Below are 13,790 nucleotides of genomic sequence, written 5' to 3'. Positions count from 1 at the left end.
ACAACCCCATGCAAAGTAGAACGGCATTGATTTCAAAGGGGAAATCGTGGCGTTCGCGACGCTACCCCGATCCGCCCACGATATCTCACCCCGCCGCCGGCAGCGCGCTGTCCGGCGGCGCACCCCACGGGCGGTCAGCGGAGGCCAGCCCGATCAGGCGGCCCTGGATGTAGTCGCAGCCCCAGTCGCGCAGCATGTTGGCGGCCTCCTCGTCCTGCACCCATTCGGCGACGGTCTTGATGTCGAGGCGGCGGGCGAGGTCGATCAAGGTCTGCACGAAGGCGCGGTCGTCGGCGGAATGCGTGATGTTCTGGACGAAGGCGCCGTCGATCTTGACGATGTCGACGCCGAGCTTGCGCAGATTGCGGAACGAGGTGTAGCCGGCGCCGAAATCGTCGATGGCGATGCGGCTGCCGAAATTCTTCAGCCGCGTGACGAAGCCGCGGACGTCGTCGATGTCCTGGATCGCCACCGTCTCGGTGATCTCGACGATCAGCCGCTCGGCGACGCCGGGATGGGCGTGCATCAGCGATTCGATTCCCGCCCACCAATCGGGGTCCATCGTGGTATCCGGCGAAATGTTGAGGCTGAGGCGGATGTCGGGCGCGGCCGCGAGCTCGGCGACCACGAGCTCGAGCACGCGGTGATCGACCAGGCGAATAAGGCCGAGCCGCTCGGCGACCGGAACGATGTCGGGCGCGAGCAGCACCTGGCCGCCGCCCTGATCCATCCGCACCAGGCATTCGTGGAACGCGCCTTCGCGCGTCGCAGCCGACACCACCGGCTCGTACGCGAGCTTGATGCGGCGCTCGTTGAGCGCGGTGACGATCTCGTCGGTGACGCGAATGTTGACGCGGCGCTGCGCGTCGCGCTCGGCATTCGGACGCCAGGCGGCGAACGAGCCGACGCGGCGGCGCTTGGCGGCATCCAGCGTCTCGTGGGCGCGGTTGATGGCCTCGTCGGTATTGCGGGCATAGCGCGGCAGGCTGACCGCGCCGATCGAGACGGTGACCGAGACCGGGCCGGACTTGGTCGGCACCACCTCATCACGGACGCCGGCGAGGAAGCGCTCCGCGGCAACGTTCATGTCGTCGACGGTGCAGTTCTTCAGGATCAGGCCGAACTTGTTGCCGGAGAAGCGGCCGAGCACGTCACCACCGCGCAAGCGCGTGCGAATGCGCTTGGCGACGTCGAGGATCACGGCATCGGCAACGTCGAAGCCGAAGGCGTCGTTGACGCGGGCAAGATGATCGATGCCGACCAGCATGAAGGCTGCGGTCGAGCGGAAGCGGCTCGTCTCCTCGATCGCCTCGGCCAGCGCCGCGATCAGGTGAGAGCGGTTGAGCTCGCCGGTCAGGGGATCAAGCCGGGCAAGCTTGGTCAGCTCCTCGTCACGGGCGTGCTGCTCATTGTTGATGCGGACAGAGCCGATCGCGCGCATCGGGCGGCCGTCGGCACCGGCGAACCAGCGGCCGGTCTCCTCGATCCAGACCACGGGATCGGAGGCGCTCAGGCGCACGCCATATTCGACCCGGTAGGGCGTGCCGTCGGTGCCGTGCACGGCGGAAGTCTGCGCCAGCGCCGCGCTCCGCAGCGTCTGCGCAGGCTCGATCAGCTTGGCGAACTCGGCGCCGGTCGCGAGCCGCTCGGGGGGAATGCCGGGGAAGATGGCGTCGGCCTGCTCGCCCCAGACGATGGCGTCGCTCGCGATATCCCAGACGAACACGGCCTGACCGAGAGCGGCCAGGATTTCAGAGGCTTGCGGCAATGCTGGAGTCAAAAGCGCCTCGTTTCGGGACAGCGGGGAGTCCTGAGCCGGCACAGAATACGGCCAGATTCGTCTCCGACCCTAGGCAAAGTTGATAAACAATTTGGAAACCACGTTCTGCGGGCCCCCGGAACCATATAGGCTCGACCGGCATAGGCCTTGCGAGACCATCACAGGCACAGCGCGCTTCGTCCCGAAACGCGACAATTGACCGGCCTGACGGTGTTACGATGGTGACGACTGATAGATCGGACGAAGCGGAGCGGACGGTGGGCACCGCAGTGGTGCCGCTGACCCCGACGCTGGAATGGGTCCACAAAGTCATCCCGCTGACGCGCCCCGATCCGAGCTTCGTCACCCAGCTGATCGCCAATGCCGAGCACCTGCCCCAGGCAAGCCGGCTGCGCCGCGGCTCCTCCGAGGACGCCCGCATGGCCTATGGCAAACGCCCGCTTCCCAGCGTCACCTCACGCACGCGTCAGGTGGCTTGAGATCGATTTGAAGTGAGACGGCCCTTCTTACCTCTCCCCGCTTGCGGGGAGAGGTCGGATCGCTCTTGCGATCCGGGTGAGGGGGTACAGGTCTCACGGCGATCTCATGCGTGGAGAGAGGCCCCTCACCCCAACCCTCTCCCCGTAAGAACGGGGCGAGGGAGCACACTGCCGCCGCAGTGAGATGCGGGCGAATCCAGAGAAATCAGCGCGGCTCTTCGGGTGAGGGCGGCGTACCGTTGCCCGGCTGCAAATGCGGCGAGGGAATTTCCGGCGACGATACGATGCCCGGCTTCGGCGCGGGGTGATCCATCAAGACGGATTCGGCGACCGATTGCGCCGAGGGCGCGGGCGGCGGTTCAGGCACGGGATTGAGCTTCGGCTCGAACACCGTCGCCGGCGGCGGCGCCTCGGCCTGGCGTTTGGCCTTGCGCGGCACCGCTACCGCCTCGGCGGCAACATAGGTGATGCGACGGCGCGCGCGTTGGGCGATGCCGCCGAGGAAATCGGCCATCGCAAGCAGCACCAGCAGGAAGTAAGTGGAATTGCCGAATTTGGGCCACATCACGAATTCGGCCGCCGCCGCGCCGAACAGGATCAGCGACAGCAGATGATCCATCAGGAATTTCGCGCCGGGCCGAGCGCCCTTGACCACTTCGAGCAGCAGCAGCAACACGCCAAGCGCCAGCAGCAGATCGGCAAGCGTGACCGACCAGGTCTCGCCGGTGATCATCGGCACCTTGAACAGCACGTCCGAAAAGGACACGCTGGGCATCAGGAAGGCGATGATGTTGTAGACCGCGAGCGGAATCAGAAGCAGCGGGAAACCGACCATCGGCAAAGCGCCTTCTCGATCAAGATGTCCGGGCAAGACAACGCGACGGCGCAGCATACGCTCCGCCGCCGACACCGTCATATCTCATGGATTGGCCGAAATCAGGCAGGTCACGTCATCCTGATCGAGGATAACCCTGCCCGAGAAGAGTCTTTAGGACTCTTTCTTCTTCAGGACCTGACGGCCCTTGTACATTCCGGTCTTGAGGTCGAGATGATGCGGACGACGGAGCTCACCGGAGTCCTTGTCTTCCACATAGGTCGGCTTCTTGATGGCGTCTGCCGAGCGGCGCATGCCACGGCGCGACGGCGAAGTTTTTCGTCTCGGAACGGCCATTTCAATATCCTCTAGGGATTGGTGTCATCAGGGCATCGTCCGCTGGGGGACGGCTCAGCATCCAAACGGGGCGAGCGAAATGCCGATCAAGGCCGGGCTTATAGAGGAAGGCTGGCCGTAAAGCTAGGGTTCTGGGACGGAAAATACGCCCGAAAAGGGCCCGAAATCAGCGATTTTCCCGCCAGCAGGTCAAAAGCGAGGAGGCCTGTCCCCTTGCCACGTAGGTCCCGGCCAGCCGCCGGACGCCCGGTCCCGGGGTCCTGGCGCTGCGTTTGACCGGATTCGGCAGGATCGAGGCCAAAAGGGCCGCTTCCCGGGGGGAGAGATTGCCGGCCGATTTGCCGAAAGCATAGGCGCTGCCCGTCTCGACCCCAAACTGGCCCTGCGGGCCGAACTCGGCGATGTTGAGGTAAATTTCCAGGATCCGGTGCTTGGGCAGGACGAAATCGATCCAGAGCGCCAGCGGGAATTCCAGCGCCTTGCGGACGAAATCCCGCCCCTGCCAAAGGAACAGGTTTTTCGCGACCTGCTGGGTGATGGTGGAGGCGCCGCGGAACGGCGTACCGTCCTCCTTGGCGTCGTCGATGGCCTCGCGCAGCGCGCCCCAGTCGATGCCGTGGTGCTTGCAGAAATGGGCGTCCTCGGCCGCCACCACCGCGCGCGGCAAATACGGCGACATCGCCGCCAGATCGATCCATTCCCGATGCATCGGCGCGCCCGTCAGGGAGCGCCAGGCCATCAGCGTCGAGACCGGATGGCCGCTGCGGTAGAACGGCGCGACCACATAGGGCGCGAAAGCCACGACCGCGAGCGCCAGCAGCAGGATTTTGACGATGCGCAAATCGACCTTTCCGGCGCAAAATGAAACGCGGCTCGCGGCCTCGGCATTAAGTCTGTGATAATTCGGGCGTTTTCCAGCACTTTTTAGGCCTTCCAAACGATTGACTGGGGCCGGCTCATAAAGGATTGTCCCGCCGAATTTTGGTTCTGGAGCCTTTCTTGATGACCGGCACGTCCCCGTCCGATTTCGCCAAACGTCTGGACAAGACCGCTGATGACACCGAAGCCCTGCTCGGGCGCCTGCTGTCGGACGACATCCTGCACGATGAGATCGCCCGTCCCAAGCGACTGATGGACGCAATGCGCTATTCGAGCCTGAATGGCGGCAAGCGCCTGCGGCCGTTCCTGGTGGTCGAGAGCGCGGCCGTGTTCGGCGTTCCCCGCGAAGCGGCGCTGCTCGTGGGCGCCGCGCTCGAATGCATCCACTGCTATTCGCTGATCCATGACGATCTGCCGGCGATGGACAATTCGGACCTGCGCCGTGGCCGCCCCACCCTGCACAAGCAGACCGATGATGCCACCGCGATCCTCGCCGGCGACGGCCTTCTGACCATCGCCTTCGACATCGTCACCCGCGACGAGATCCATCGCGATGCCAATGTGCGGCTGCTGCTGACGCGGGCGCTGGCACGCTGCGCCGGCATCGGCGGCATGGTCGGCGGCCAGATCCTCGATCTCGCCGGTGAAGGCCGCTTTGGCGATCGTGAACCGGTCGATGTCGCGCGCATCCAGCAGATGAAGACCGGCGCGCTGCTGCGCTACGGCTGCATCGCCGGCGCGATTCTCGGTCAGGCCTCGAAGGCGGAATATCAGGCGCTCGACGATTACGGCCGCGCGCTCGGGGAAGCGTTCCAGATCGCCGACGATCTGCTCGACGTCGAGGGCGATGCGGCAGCGCTCGGCAAGCCCTCGGGCCAGGACGCAGCGCTCGGCAAGACCACTTTCGTCACCCAGCTCGGCATTGAAGGCGCCAAGCAGCGTGTGCGCGACCTGCTCGCGCGCGCCGACAGCGCCGTGTCGATCTTCGGCGATCGCGCCGCCGTGCTGCAAGCCGCCGCCCGCTTCGTCGCCGAACGCAAGAGCTGACGCGCATCGATGGCGGCCGAGGGCAAAGAAGATCCCGTCCTCGTCCGCTTCCGCCAGATGTCGCGGCCGATGCGGCTCATCTACGCCCGGCCGCGGACGTTTATCTCGCTTGGTATCGGCATCCTCGTCTGCCTGCTGTTGCCGGGCTCGCTCCGGCTGACGACGCGGCTTGTGCTCGGCTGGGATGCGCTGATCGCGGTGTATCTCGTGCTGGTCTACAGCATGATGCTGTGCAACGACCACCAGCACATCCGCCGTAGCGCCGCGATGCAGGACGACGGCCGCTTCGTGATCCTGCTGGTGACGGCGATTGGCGCGTTTGCCAGTATCGCGGCGATCGTCGCGGAGCTCGGCGCCCACCGCGGCGCTGCGGAGCTGACCATCGCCATCAGCACCATCGCGCTATCCTGGGCCGCCGTGCACACGACCTTCGCGCTGCATTATGCCCACGACTATTACCGCCATCCGCCGGGCGGCTTGCAGTTCCCGAGCGGCGACAAGGAAGACCACGCCGACTATTGGGACTTCGTCTATTTCTCGTTCGTGATCGGCATGACCGCGCAGGTCTCCGACGTCGGCATCACCGACAAGACCATCCGCCGCACCGCGACGGCGCACGGCATCGTGTCCTTTGTCTACAACACGGCCCTGCTGGCGCTGACGGTGAACATCGCAGCGAGCGCGATCGCGACTTGATCCCCGCGACAGGGTCCCGGCTTCACCGCAGGGCTATCGCATATGGGAGCGATTTCTCTGTGGCCATCCTTCGAGACGCCCGCCGTTGGCGGGCCCTCAGGATGAGGACCGAGCGTGCGGCCGTAGTTTTGACGAGCACCGATGCCGCTTAGCCTCATCCTGAGGAGACCGCGAAGCGGTCGTCTCGAAGGACGAGGCGCGCACTCAGCTCGTGCAAAATGCCATATGCGATTGCCGGAACAATGTCGCGGGAAGCAGCCTCCTCAATTGCAGACCTCGGCATTGGCATCAACGTGAGGGCCGCCGCCGCCGCGATAGACGAGGTGGCAGCCGGGCCTGACAGGACGGCAGAGGAGATCGTTGCAGAAAATCTGGCCGCTGCCACCTGAGGCGCGACCGGCGCCGGCCGCCGCGATGCCGCCCGCCGCTCCAGCGGCCGCGCCGCCGGACTGGCGACGCTGCCGTGCCGGACGATCATCGCCGTCGTCGCGCTTGGCGGTTGCAGGCTTGGCCGGCTTGCCGGCACGCTGCTTCTCGCACTCATTGTCGTCGTTCAGCGCATAACCGTCGCCGCAGACGATCCTGGTGCACTTGTCGCCGTCGGCCTTGAAGCCGTGATCGCAGAGCAGCGGGCAAACGCGCGACTGCTTGGACTTGACCGTGTCGAGCGCATCGGTGCTCGCCACCTTCACGTCGAGCTTGGTGCCGGCATAGCGGTTGAACTGCGACAGCGACCGCTGCGAGGACGGGCTCCAGTTGCCGTCAGCCTGACCGGAGAAACAGCCGACGCGGCCAAGCTCGGTCTGGACCGAGCGGCTGAGATCGGCCGGCGCGGTCGCCGGTGTCAGCGAAGCGACATTGGTGCCGGCGGGGCTCGCCGCGCTGGCGGGCGCGGCGCCCGGCGCGGAAGAAGCGAGATTGACGCGCTGCTGCTCGGCAGCCGCAGCCTGCTGCTGCGCCTGCTCCTTGGCCTTCTGGGCGGCAAGCTGGGCCTGCTCGGCTGCTTTCGCGTCGGCCGCAGCCTTGGTCTGGGCGTCCTTCTGGGCGCCGAGCGCGGCGAGACGGTCGCGTTCGGCATCGGCCTGCTTCGTCTTCTCGATCGCCGCCGCATGAACCTGGTCGGCCTGGATCTTATCGAGCTGGAGCTTGGCAAGGTTCGCATAGAAGCCGTCCGGATGCTGGGCCAGGAAGGCCTCCCATGCCGGCTTGTTGCCGACCTGGAGCGCCAGCTCGTAGTCGCGGCGCATATCGGCCTGCGGATTCACCACGGGCGCGGGCGCCGTCGCAGTCACGAGCGTGGCCTTGACCGGCACCAGCGGCACGTCTTCGCCGCCGAGCGAACCGTAGACGAACGGCTCCTGCTTGTTTCCGGTCGACTTGAGCACGTCGTCGCGCACGAAGCCGAAGGCGCGGCGAACATCGAGGCCCGGCGTCGTCAGATGCTTCGACAGCGCGATGGTGAACGGGCTGTTGGCGCCATCGCCGTCCTGCGCCGTGAAGCCGGCCTTGGCCGAATAGGCGATCAGCGTGTTGGAGCTGGTCGGCTCGACCTGGGCCAGACCACGACCGATGCCGCGCGAGGCGAGCGTGCGCTTCATGGTCCTGCCGAACGGATTGTCGCGGCAGGCATCGAGGATCACCAGGCGAAGCTGCTTCGCCGGCTCGACGGCGACCAGAACGCGATCGAGCGAGAGCGCCTCGTCATAGACGTCGGTGTCGCGCTCGAGCCTGGCATCGACCGGGATCAGATAATTGGAGCCTTCGACCTCGATGCCATGGCCGGCATAGTAGACGACGGCGATGTCGGCATCGCGGGTTGAATCAGCGAATTCGCGCAGCACACGCCGCGTGTCGAGCGCGGTCAGATCGTGGCGGGAATCGACGACATCGAAGCCGGCATCCTTCAGCGTCTTGGCCATCACCGCACCGTCATTGACGGGGTTCGTGAGCGGGGGCGCGTGCTGATAGGCCGAGTTGGCGAGCACCAGCGCGACGCGCTTTCCGGCGAAGGCGGGCCCGGCGCCGAACATCAGCGCGACGGCGAGGAGAAGCGGGCAAAGTCTGGACAAATTGCGCATGACACCACTTCCAAAAATTCGGGGCAGCTCACACCCTCAAGAATAGCCTTAGCAAGCTCCGCCACGCGCGCTTGTGATGGAGGTCACGAAGGCAGCGGCGGCGACAGGCCGAGCCCTCCCTTTTGTTAGTCGCGCCAGTGCGTTGGCGGTTCGCCGCCAAATCCGTGCGAGCCGGGTTACCCCTGGGCATCCCCGACATGCCGCCGGTACTGCGGCAGATCGTCCGTGATCTCGTGCCACGGAGCCTTGGAGTCGACGAAAATATGGGCGGTCGGGCGGATCGAGGGGGCATCGACCAGGGTTCCCATGGCCACATGGACCCATTTGCCTTCGCGGACCCGGGAATAAAGCAGGGAGCCGCAGCGGGCGCAGTGCGCGTCATGGGTGGTGTCGTCCCCGTAGATCATCCGCTGGTCCTCGCCCCCGACGAGGCGGAGCCGGCTATACTCGATGCCCGCGAACGGCTTGAAGGCGGAACCGGTGGTCCGGCGGCAGTTCGAGCAGTGGCAGTTCAGCGCATAGGAGAACGCATCCGCGACCTCGTAGCGGACGGCGCGGCAATAGCATTCGCCGGCAAGGATGCGAGCGTTCGGTTTTTCTGATCCGGTCATGACGATGCCCTCGCTCAAATAGCGCAGACACCCATAGCGCAATTCGATGCGTACCACTAAGTTCGCGGCGCGCCATCATTCAGAGGGATGACCCATGAGCCCAAATCATTCGAGCGTCGAAGCCGTCGTGCAATCCTATTTCGACGGGCTTTACGAGGGCGACGCCGAAAAGCTCGGCGACGCCTTCCATCCATCTGCCGATCTGCGCTGGGTGGAAAAGGGCGAGTTGAAGATCCTGACCGTGCCGGACTGGCTCGCATGGGTACGCAAGCGCCCCTCTGCCAAGGCGGAAGGCAAGCCGCGCGAGGATTTCATCGTCACCATCGACCGCTCGGACGACAAGACCGCCTTCATCAAGGTCAAATGCCAGTTGCCGCCGCGCTTCTTCACGGATTACCTGGTGGCGATGAAGCTCGCCGACGGCTGGCAGATCGTGTCGAAATCCTATCGGTATGATCTGAAGGAGTGAAGCTTTCACTGCCTGAAATCAGGCACAATCGTCTCGCATTTCTCCGTCATTGCGAGCGCAGCGAAGCAATCCAGAATCCCGCCGCGGTGACAGACTGGATTGCTTCGCTGCGCTCGCAATGACGGGCGCGGGTAGCGCGTACGTCGCATCCTTCCCACCTCTCCCCGCTCGAAAGTCCCGCATGCTGCTCGACCGCCGTTCCCTGCTCGCCTCGCTCTGCTGGATGGCCGCTGCTCCGGCTCTCGCCGCGGACGCACCGCCTGAGCTCGAATCCTATGAGCGCGAGAGCGGCGGACGGATCGGGGTCTATGCGGAGAACCTCGCCACTGGCGCAAAGCTCACCTGGCGGGCCGACGAGCGCTTCGTGATGTGCTCGACGTTCAAGGCTTCGCTCGCGGCTTGCGTGCTGGCGCGGGTCGATCGCGGCGAGGAACAGCTCGCCGCGATGATCCCTTATGGCAAGACCGACCTGCTGGAGTACGCGCCGGTCGCAAAGCAAAACCTCCCGGCCGGCGCGATGTCGGCCGCGGACATGTGCAAGGCGATCGTCGAGCTCAGCGACAACACCTGCGCCAATCTGCTGCTCGCGCGGATCGGCGGCCCCGCCGCACTCACGGCATTTTGGCGATCGATCGGCGACACCATTTCGCGGCTCGACCACAACGAGCCCGAGCTGAACCGCTCGCCGCCCGGCGATCCCCATGACACCACGACGCCGGCGGCGATGGCCGGCAATCTCAAGCGCCTGGTGACGGGCGAAGCGCTGTCGCCGGCGTCACGGGCCCAGCTCACCGACTGGATGGTGGGCTGCAAGACCGGCGCGAACCGGCTGCGCGGCGGCTTGCCGGCAGCCTGGAAGATCGGCGACAAGACCGGCAACAACGGCAAGGATGCGTCGGGCGATATCGCGGTCGCCTGGCCCAAACCGGATACGCCGATCCTGATCGCGGCCTACACCCAGGGCGGCACGCCGAACGTGGCGCAGATCGAGGCGGTGTTCGCCCGCATCGGGCGCATGGTGACTGAGCGATTGGCGTAAGCCGCCTCGCATTGACCTCTTGGCCGCTTCCGGGCCAAGACAGGGCATGATTGCAGCGCAATTCCAGACCTTCCTGATCCTGCTCGCCGTGCTGGCGGGCACGGCGCTGGTCGCCCGCCGTTTCAACATGGCGCCTGCCATTTTGCTGATGCTCTCCGGCGTCGGCCTCGCTTTCGTGCCGGGCATGCCGCCGGTGGAGCTGCCGCCGGAACTGGTCCTGCTGATGGTGCTGCCGCCGCTGATCTACTCGGCGAGCGTTGCGATGAGCTGGCGCGAGTTCAGGAACAATTTGCGTCCGATCGTGCTGCTCGCGGTCGGCGCCGTGATCTTCACCGCGGCGATGGTCGCGGCGGCCACTCATTACGTGATCGGCCTGCCCTGGAGCATCGGCTTCCTCCTGGGCGCCATCGTCGCGCCGCCCGACGTGGTGGCGCCGCTCGCGATCGCGCGACGGCTGAACATGCCGCGCCGGCTGATGGTCATCCTCGAGGGCGAAGGCCTCGCCAACGACGCAACCGCGCTGATCCTCTACCGCTTCGCGCTCGCTGCGATCGTGGTCGGGCATTTCTCGCTGCCGCTGGCGGCCGGCGAATTTGCCCTTATCGTCGCCGGCGAGATCGCCTTCGGCATCGGCGTCGGCTGGCTCTCCCTCCGCTTCCGCAAATGGTCCTGCGATCCGCAGGTCGAGCTGACGCTGTCGCTGATCACGCCCTACGTGTCCTACTGGCTGCCCGAGCATGTCGGCGGCTCCGGCGTGATCGCCACCGTCGCCTGCGGCCTCTATGTGAGCTGGAACGGGCCGCTGCTGATTTCGGCGTCGACGCGCCTGCAAGGCATCTTCTTCTGGGACCTCATCATCTATCTGATCGAGGGCTTGCTGTTCCTGCTCACCGGCTTCCAGATGCGCGCGCTCTACGAGAAATCGAAAGCGTTCCCGCTCGACGACATCATGATCGCGACCGCCGTGGTCATGGTCATCATCGTTCTGGCGCGTTTCGCCTGGCTCTACCCCGCGACCTATCTGCCGCGGATGTTCAGCAAATCGCTGCGCGCGCGCGACCCGTCGCCGCCCTGGCAATGGCCGTTCGCGCTCGCGTTCACCGGCGTGCGCGGTGCGGTGTCGCTGGCCGCCGCGCTGGCGCTGCCGTTCACGCTGCCCGACGGCGCTGCCTTCCCGTATCGCGACCTGATCCTGTTCGTGGCCTTCGGCGTCATCTTCATCACCCTGATCGGCGTCGGCCTGACGCTGCCGCCGGTGGTTCGCTGGCTCGGCATCGCGGAAGCCGGCCGCAACGAGCATGTCGCCGCGCACGAGGCCGAGATCGCGGCACGGCGCCAGGCGCTCGACGCCGCGCTGAAATCGCTGGATGCGTTGAGCGAAGGGAAGGAGGTCTCGGACGAGGTGATGCGGCTACTGCGCGCGCGCCACGACATCCGCGTCAACCAGCTGCCTGATTCACTCGATCCCACCCGCCACGACGTCTCCGCCGCCGGCACCGCACTGACCCGCGAGCTGATCGTCGCAGAGCGCAAATTCATCCACGACCTCTTGCGCGACGGGCAGATCACCGACGAGACGCGACGGAGGATCGAGCGCGACCTGGACCTGGAAGAGGCGAGCCTGGCGAACCGGGAGTATCAGGGGGCGCCGCTGTAGCTTCTCGTCATTGCGAGCGTAGCGAAGCAATCCAGACTGCCGCCGCGGAAAGATTCTGGATTGCTTCGCTACGCTCGCAATGACGGCGGAGCAAGCTACCGTTTCTCGCAATACGCCCGCATCGCGGTCACCACGGCCGTCGCAATCAGCTCCTGCCGCTCGGGCGAATTCATCGCCATCTCCTCGTCGCGGTTGATGATGGAGCCTGCTTCCAGCAGCACCGCGGCGCTTCGGGTCTGCGAGAGCACGACGAGGGCGTCATAGCGGTAGACGCCGACATCCTTGTCCAGCAATGGATGCCGGTAACGCCCCATCAGCGGCAGGCTGTATTGCGTCGCGTATTGCAGGCCCTTCTCCTTCAGCTCCCGGCCCAGCAACCGGGCGAAGGCGAGGCTCGCGCCAAAGCGCGGATTGCGCTCGGACACGAACAGTGAATGACCGCTGAAGCGGTCGCTGAAATGGCTGCTGGCGCCCTCGAATTCCCATTCCTCGAGCATCTTGTCCGGCACGGAATCATGGTGGATCGACAGGAATAAATCGGCATGCGCGGCGTTGGCGGTGCCGACACGCTTGAGCAGGCTCGCCCGCGCCTTGCCTTCGGTCACCAGCACGCGGGTCGCGGCAAAGCCTGCCGACGTCAAGCGCTCTCCGATCAGCCGCGCCAGATGCAGGTTGAAGCCGAATTCCACATCGTTGCGCGCGCTGGTCGCGCCCTGCGATTCCGAGGTGTGCCCGACATCGAGGATGATCTTGAATTTACGCGGCTCGCAGGTCTCCGGAGCAGGCGGCTTGAGCTTGGCCCTTGCGGACCTTCGCGCTCCGGCTGCGTCGCCATGATCAGCCGAAGACACCAGAAGCGGGATCAACGCAACAGCGATAGCGGCGGTGATGCGCCACGATATGCTCACACCGGCCGTTCCCCCTTCACCGTCACGCGTGTCCCTGATCGCGTATGCGGCCAGTAGTCCCACATGGCGCGGTGCTGGGTGCAGCGGTTGTCCCAGAACGCGATGGCGTTCTCGGTCCAGCGGAAGCGGCACTGGAACAGCGGGTTTTCGGCGTGCTGGTAGAGATAGGCGAGCATCGCGTCGCTCTCGTCGCGCGGGACGCCGTTGATGTGGCGGGTGAAGCCGCGGTTGACATAGAGCGCCTTCTTGCCCGTGACCGGATGCGTGCGCACCACCGGGTGCTCGGCGTTCGGATAGGACGGGCGATCGGCGACGCCGTAATTGGCATAGAGCCCGCGATAGATCGGCTCGCCGTCATGCAGCGCGGTCAGGCCGTCGAGATAGGCCTTCATGCGATCCGACAGCGCCTCATAGGCCGCGTACATGCTGGCGAACAGCGTGTCGCCGCCGCGCGGCGGACACTGCTTGATGTAGAGGATCGAGCCCATCGGCGGCTCGAGATCACAGGAGACGTCGGAATGCCAGCCCTCGCCGTTGGCGCGCGGCGAGTTCGCGTCCGCATAGATCTTCATCAGCGCGGGGTCTTCGTCCTCATGCGGCGCGGCCGGGTGAAAATGTAGCTCGCCGAACTTGCGGCCGAAGCCGAGATGCTGCTGCGGCGTGATGTGCTGGTCGCGGAAGAAGATGACCAGGTTTTCGGCGAGCGCGCGGTGGATCTCGTCGATCTGCCGGTTGGAACGGGCATCGTCGGAGACGAGCTTGCCGATATCGACGCCGGAGATTTCCGCGCCGACGATGGGGGTGAGCTTTTCGACCGCGATGGTCTCGTAAGGTGCGCCGTCATCAGCCGTGTGGCGATAACGCGGGCCCTGCTTGCCGGCGAGTGAGCTCATGGCGTGTCTCCCGATCGTCTTGATTGGGAGCATGGTAGCTCTTGGCGACAGAAGCGCAATCTGCGCCACAGATTCAACTCGTC

General features: G+C 65.5%; 14 protein-coding genes. 6 read left to right on the top strand and 8 right to left on the bottom strand.

Going from position 1 to position 13,790, the window contains the following annotated elements; translation table 11 throughout:
- Window positions 1–85: 85 nt before the first annotated feature.
- Complete coding sequence (locus tag ABIC09_RS35135) at window positions 86–1,780, bottom strand: GGDEF domain-containing phosphodiesterase (protein ID WP_187435211.1); 1,695 nt, start codon at window positions 1,778–1,780, stop codon at window positions 86–88.
- 218 nt (window positions 1,781–1,998) lie between these two features.
- Between ABIC09_RS35135 and ABIC09_RS35130 the strand changes: the two genes are divergently transcribed.
- Complete coding sequence (locus ABIC09_RS35130) at window positions 1,999–2,259, top strand: hypothetical protein (protein WP_148754338.1); 261 nt, start codon at window positions 1,999–2,001, stop codon at window positions 2,257–2,259.
- Between the two features lie 205 nt (window positions 2,260–2,464).
- On the opposite strand, the gene ABIC09_RS35125 is transcribed toward ABIC09_RS35130, so the two are convergent.
- The 3 genes from ABIC09_RS35125 to mtgA all read right to left on the bottom strand — a co-directional run bounded on the left by ABIC09_RS35125 (window position 2,465) and on the right by mtgA (window position 4,271).
- Complete coding sequence (locus ABIC09_RS35125; RefSeq protein ID WP_354031415.1) at window positions 2,465–3,094, bottom strand: hypothetical protein; 630 nt, start codon at window positions 3,092–3,094, stop codon at window positions 2,465–2,467.
- 153 nt (window positions 3,095–3,247) lie between these two features.
- Window positions 3,248–3,430, bottom strand: coding sequence for a 50S ribosomal protein L32 (gene rpmF / locus ABIC09_RS35120; RefSeq protein WP_007598106.1), 183 nt, complete (start codon window positions 3,428–3,430; stop codon window positions 3,248–3,250).
- Between the two features lie 166 nt (window positions 3,431–3,596).
- Complete coding sequence (gene mtgA / locus ABIC09_RS35115; protein WP_148754336.1) at window positions 3,597–4,271, bottom strand: monofunctional biosynthetic peptidoglycan transglycosylase; 675 nt, start codon at window positions 4,269–4,271, stop codon at window positions 3,597–3,599.
- 161 nt (window positions 4,272–4,432) lie between these two features.
- On the opposite strand from mtgA, the gene ABIC09_RS35110 reads away from it, so the two are divergent.
- Window positions 4,433–5,356 carry a polyprenyl synthetase family protein gene (locus ABIC09_RS35110; protein WP_148754335.1) on the top strand — a complete coding sequence of 308 codons (924 nt, stop codon included), beginning with the start codon at window positions 4,433–4,435 and terminating at the stop codon, window positions 5,354–5,356.
- A gap of 9 nt (window positions 5,357–5,365) precedes the next feature.
- Window positions 5,366–6,052, top strand: coding sequence for a DUF1345 domain-containing protein (locus ABIC09_RS35105; RefSeq protein ID WP_148754334.1), 687 nt, complete (start codon window positions 5,366–5,368; stop codon window positions 6,050–6,052).
- A gap of 263 nt (window positions 6,053–6,315) precedes the next feature.
- Here ABIC09_RS35105 and ABIC09_RS35100 read toward each other — a convergent pair whose 3' ends face one another.
- Both ABIC09_RS35100 and ABIC09_RS35095 read right to left on the bottom strand, forming a co-directional pair.
- The gene (locus tag ABIC09_RS35100) at window positions 6,316–8,130 is read right to left on the bottom strand and encodes a caspase family protein (RefSeq protein ID WP_354112110.1); all 1,815 of its coding nucleotides are present in this window, start codon (window positions 8,128–8,130) and stop codon (window positions 6,316–6,318) included.
- 176 nt (window positions 8,131–8,306) lie between these two features.
- Window positions 8,307–8,741, bottom strand: coding sequence for a GFA family protein (locus tag ABIC09_RS35095; protein WP_187435209.1), 435 nt, complete (start codon window positions 8,739–8,741; stop codon window positions 8,307–8,309).
- A 94-nt stretch (window positions 8,742–8,835) separates the two neighbouring features.
- Here ABIC09_RS35095 and ABIC09_RS35090 point away from each other — a divergent pair, with 94 nt between their 5' ends.
- The 3 genes from ABIC09_RS35090 (at window position 8,836) to ABIC09_RS35080 (ending at window position 11,906) form a co-directional block, all read left to right on the top strand.
- Window positions 8,836–9,210 (top strand): nuclear transport factor 2 family protein, encoded by a 375-nt coding sequence (locus ABIC09_RS35090; RefSeq protein ID WP_148754332.1) that lies wholly within the window; start codon window positions 8,836–8,838, stop codon window positions 9,208–9,210.
- A gap of 181 nt (window positions 9,211–9,391) precedes the next feature.
- Complete coding sequence (bla, locus tag ABIC09_RS35085) at window positions 9,392–10,249, top strand: class A beta-lactamase (RefSeq protein WP_148754331.1); 858 nt, start codon at window positions 9,392–9,394, stop codon at window positions 10,247–10,249.
- 46 nt (window positions 10,250–10,295) lie between these two features.
- Window positions 10,296–11,906, top strand: a complete 1,611-nt coding sequence (locus ABIC09_RS35080; protein WP_148754330.1) for a Na+/H+ antiporter — start codon at window positions 10,296–10,298, stop codon at window positions 11,904–11,906.
- A gap of 95 nt (window positions 11,907–12,001) precedes the next feature.
- Here the strand turns inward: ABIC09_RS35080 and ABIC09_RS35075 are convergent, their stop codons facing one another.
- Complete coding sequence (locus ABIC09_RS35075) at window positions 12,002–12,757, bottom strand: N-acetylmuramoyl-L-alanine amidase family protein (protein WP_430640194.1); 756 nt, start codon at window positions 12,755–12,757, stop codon at window positions 12,002–12,004.
- Window positions 12,758–12,810: 53 nt separating this feature from the next.
- Complete coding sequence (locus tag ABIC09_RS35070) at window positions 12,811–13,707, bottom strand: TauD/TfdA dioxygenase family protein (protein WP_354112109.1); 897 nt, start codon at window positions 13,705–13,707, stop codon at window positions 12,811–12,813.
- Window positions 13,708–13,790: the final 83 nt, after the last annotated feature.

The sequence above is a fragment of the Bradyrhizobium sp. S3.12.5 genome (genome assembly GCF_040548225.1).
Classification (GTDB): Bacteria; Pseudomonadota; Alphaproteobacteria; order Rhizobiales; family Xanthobacteraceae; genus Bradyrhizobium; species Bradyrhizobium cytisi.
The sequence above is the reverse complement of the archived record's forward strand: the minus strand, read 5'-3'. Positions and strand labels throughout refer to the sequence as shown.